We start from the raw sequence: 3389 nt of genomic DNA on the forward strand, positions 1-3389 counted from the left end.
TTTTTTATCATTCCAATCAAGAAAAAGCTATTAAAGGCCTTGTGAAAGTTGTGAAAGAATATTATCCAGATCATACCGATCCATCAGGCAAATTTGATATGGTAGATTTTAAATACATCAGTTCTTTTAAAAATTCTGTCTCACTTGCTGAAATTAAACAAAATCCAAATTTGCAGGATATTGCACTTGTTAAACAATCAAGGCTTTCTGTTATGCCAATTACAGAAAAAGAATATAATATTATTAATGCCATTGCGAATTAACATGCTACCTACCCTGTCATTATGAACGAACATTATGCCTTATCTTGTCATTGCGAGCGAACGCAGTGAGTGCGGCAATCCACATTCCTCTCTTGTCATTGCGAGAGCATAAAAATGCTCATGGCAATCCACAAATACATCAGCAAAACATAAAGTGGAAACATTCCTGTATCACCACGCCACTTTCGTGGCTCGTGATGACTGTGAGGGTGTTGTCATTGCGAGAGCATAAAAATGCTCTTGGCAATCCAAAAAACTACATAGTGTATTATTTTTACCACACTTTAAAAATATTTCATTCCAAATGTAGCTTTTTTATTTGCATTAAATCTAACAGTAGTATTTAACAGTAGTTAATTAAGAATTCGTTCTTAGGAAACAATTTAAGGTAATAAATAATATGAAAAAAATTCTACTTACAACAGTTGCAGTTGCAGCATTTACTACAGGTGCATCAGCTATGGAAGCTGGCAAAATGTATATGAGAGGTGATTTAGGTTATCAATTTCATAAGTATAGTGATATTAAGTTAAAAGGCTTTGCTGGTGACGTCGGTTTTGGTTATGCTCTTTCTGATAACGTTAGAACAGATGTAACATTAAATTTCTCTAAACCAACAAAAACCCCCAAAGCAAAAATAGATGGTACTGAATTTAGTAAATTAAATACAGACTACGGTATAACAACTGCAAAAACTCCAGATTCTAGTTCTGAATTTAATTTAAAAAGTAAAATAAAAGCAAAGAATATGAGCTTAATGGCTAATGCTTATTATGATTTCCACAACTCTTCAGAGTTCACACCATATGTAATGGCTGGTGTTGGTGTTAGCAGGAGTTCAATTGCAATTTCCCCATCTGTAAGCTATACTTCTGGTGGTAAAGATGTTACACAAAGTTATGCAACACAAAAATCTAAAAACTTAACAAGTTTTGCTTATCAAGTTGGTCTTGGTGTTGGTTACGAAATGTCTAAAGATATTCATTTAGATGTTGGTTATAAACTTTCTGGAATGACTGGAAGTTATAAAACTGCTGAACTTAAAAACTCTGCTGGTACAGTTGTACAAAAAGCTGGTGATAAAATGGCAAATACATGTAAATCAATACACACTATTTCTGCAGGTGTTAGATTTGCATTCTAATTTAGTTAATTGCTAAATTAAAATAATAGCCTTGAGGTTAATTCTTCAAGGCTTTTTTTATGCCTATTCACCTACTTTGTCATTACAAATGAACATCTTTTGCCTACCCTGTCATTGCGAACAAATCTTTGATTTGTGTGGCAATCTACCTTCCTTATCTTATCATTGCGAGAGCATCCTAATGCTCGTGGCAATCAGAAATACTTCAAACAAACATAAAGTAAAAACATTCCTGGATCACCACACCACTTTCGTGGCTCGTGATGACTGCAAGGTACTTTGTCATTGCAAATGAACATGCTACCTACCCTGTCATTGCGAGGATGCGATAGCATCCGTGGCAATCCAGAAAACAATCAAGATATATTAACCAATACTATCACCACCTTTTATAGGAGATAAGCCAACTTGCTTTCTTTTTTCATTAATTGTCAGAAAATTAACTTTTTCTAGCCTATCCCAAATGGCTTCTCTCTTATTTGCAAGTGCAGGAATATTATCTTTATCTAATTTTAGAATAACTTCTTGTTTATATAACTTAGCAAGCCATCTTCCAATATGATCAATCGTATTTTGTGCAAGCGGTAAAATAGTCTGTTCCCAAAGAGTAGTTCTGGCTTCAACTAAATTGCTATATGTATTATCTCCAGGAATACCAAGAAGTTGTGGTGGAACACCAAAAGCAAGAGCAATATCTCTAGCAGCACTATGTTTACCTTCAATAAAATCCATATCTTTTGGTGATAAACTAATCTCCTTCCAATCTAATCCACCTTCTAATATCATAGGCTTACCAGCATTAACTGCACCAGTAAAATCCTCTTCTATCATTTCCTTAAGCCGGCTAAATTGCTCATCAGTTAATTCAGAAGTCCTGCCATCTGCACCTTTTACAATAATAGCTCCACTTGGCCTTGCACCATTTTGAAGTAAAGCTTGATTCCAGGAAGCAGAATTATTATGCTGATCAATACTATATGCTGCAGCCTCAATTGCAGAAAGACCATACCAATCACAAAGTGGGTTACTATTTTTAATATGAAGAATTCTTGATAAACCACTAATTTGATCTACAGCAAAAACTTGCTCATTTTTCCCAATCTTATATTGATATCCTAAAGGTAAGCAATTATCACCTGCAATAACATTTACCCTATCTGGCCTTAAACTATAAATTTCTTTAGGTAACTTATTTAAATCAGATGCTGAAAATAAATAAGTATTTCCACTTATTAATCTAGATAAATAAATATTTTCAAGTAACTCACTTTTATTTTGATGAGGTTTTGGTTTATATAAAAGATCTATAATTGGATGTCCTTCTAATGGACTTCCATTATAATCAAAAACCTTCAAACTAATCGATGCTGAAGAACTTGCAATCATATTAATTGCTCTGTAGGCAATAACATTTTTTGAATAACCTTCAACAGCAAATTGTTCATAATTTCTTTCCATCCAAACTGGTTTTGCTATATTATAAAAATATGAATTAAAATTTGAAAAATTATTATTAAAATTAACTGCTAGATTCTTTTTGTTAAATTTATGATTATTAAAAACTGATTTAATTCTTTTGAAAAATTTCATTCCTAATATGATTACAACTATTTGACCTTATATTTTTCATACTACTTGCATTTAAAAATTCAGGAAGTAACATTTTATTAAAATTAATATTTTAAAATTTAAAATGCATAAGGACTTTGTATATTTAAAAGATATCGCCCCAAAAATCATTACAGAAATGTAAGCGCTAAAATAAGGGCATCTAGGCAAGAATAAAAATAAGTGGTAGAACAAAAGCCTAAAAAAATAGAGGCTAATGATGCTATTAGAAAAAAAGAAAAAAAGAATAAGTAATGAAAAATGGAAAGAGCTAGTAGAAGAATATAAAAAAAGTAATGTAAGTAAATATGAATTTTGTAAGCAAAAGAATGTGCCGAGAAGTACATTTTATAAATGGCACAGAATTCTTGTAG

Annotated in this window: 4 protein-coding genes; 3 read left to right on the plus strand and 1 reads right to left on the minus strand. The window is 31.9% G+C overall.

All coding sequences use genetic code 11. The features are described from left to right. Positions 1-263: EVE domain-containing protein (locus EIC27_RS06485; protein WP_126045244.1), on the plus strand; the 263-nt coding region annotated here is incomplete at its 5' end. Between the two features lie 400 nt (positions 264-663). Beyond that, positions 664-1407: an outer membrane protein gene (locus EIC27_RS06490; protein WP_126045245.1), complete on the plus strand. Its 744-nt coding sequence runs from the start codon at positions 664-666 to the stop codon at positions 1405-1407. 366 nt (positions 1408-1773) lie between these two features. On the opposite strand, the gene EIC27_RS06495 is transcribed toward EIC27_RS06490, so the two are convergent. After that, positions 1774-2997, minus strand: a complete 1224-nt coding sequence (locus tag EIC27_RS06495; protein ID WP_126045246.1) for a phage portal protein — start codon at positions 2995-2997, stop codon at positions 1774-1776. 238 nt (positions 2998-3235) lie between these two features. On the opposite strand from EIC27_RS06495, the gene tnpA reads away from it, so the two are divergent. Further along, on the plus strand, positions 3236-3389 hold a 154-nt coding region (gene tnpA / locus EIC27_RS08470; protein ID WP_410519450.1), incomplete at its 3' end, for an IS66 family insertion sequence element accessory protein TnpA.

Source organism: Candidatus Aquarickettsia rohweri, assembly GCF_003953955.1.
Lineage (GTDB): Bacteria > Pseudomonadota > Alphaproteobacteria > Rickettsiales > Midichloriaceae > Aquirickettsia > Aquirickettsia rohweri.